This is a genomic window from Microbacterium sp. 05N427 (genome assembly GCF_056397105.1).
The window spans coordinates 1-377 of record NZ_JBFTMT010000040.1 but is presented as its reverse complement, the minus strand read 5'-3'; the positions used below and the strand labels follow the sequence as shown (position 1 = coordinate 377).

At 73.5% G+C, this 377-nt stretch carries 1 protein-coding gene; it reads left to right on the top strand.

The features are described 5' to 3' along the window. Positions 1-152 precede the first annotated feature (152 nt). Positions 153-305: a hypothetical protein gene (locus tag AC1DG4_RS19540; protein ID WP_477421425.1), complete on the top strand. Its 153-nt coding sequence runs from the start codon at positions 153-155 to the stop codon at positions 303-305. Positions 306-377 lie beyond the last annotated feature (72 nt).

Here is a 377-nt window from a genome sequence, read left to right as displayed (position 1 = left end):
GTGTCGCTGTGGCGCACGGATGCGATGGGGCAGAGCCACGTCGCCGACGGGCCCTGGCGGAACGCGCAGGCCGGGATCGGTTACACGATCGACCCCGCGCAGGCGGGTCGCTGGTACGCGACCGCCATGGGCAAGGCGATGCTCGCCGACGAGTGGCGTGCGCAGCCCACGTCGCCGACGGGCCCTGGCGGAACGCGCAGGCCGGGATCGGTTACACGATCGACCCCGCGCAGGCGGGTCGCTGGTACGCGACCGCCATGGGCAAGGCGATGCTCGCCGACGAGTGGCGTGCGCAGCAGCCCTGACGAACCGCGCTGCGGCGAGGGTCAGTTCTCCCAGGAGCGGGAGCGCTTGGTGGCGCCGCCGGGCTCGCGCAT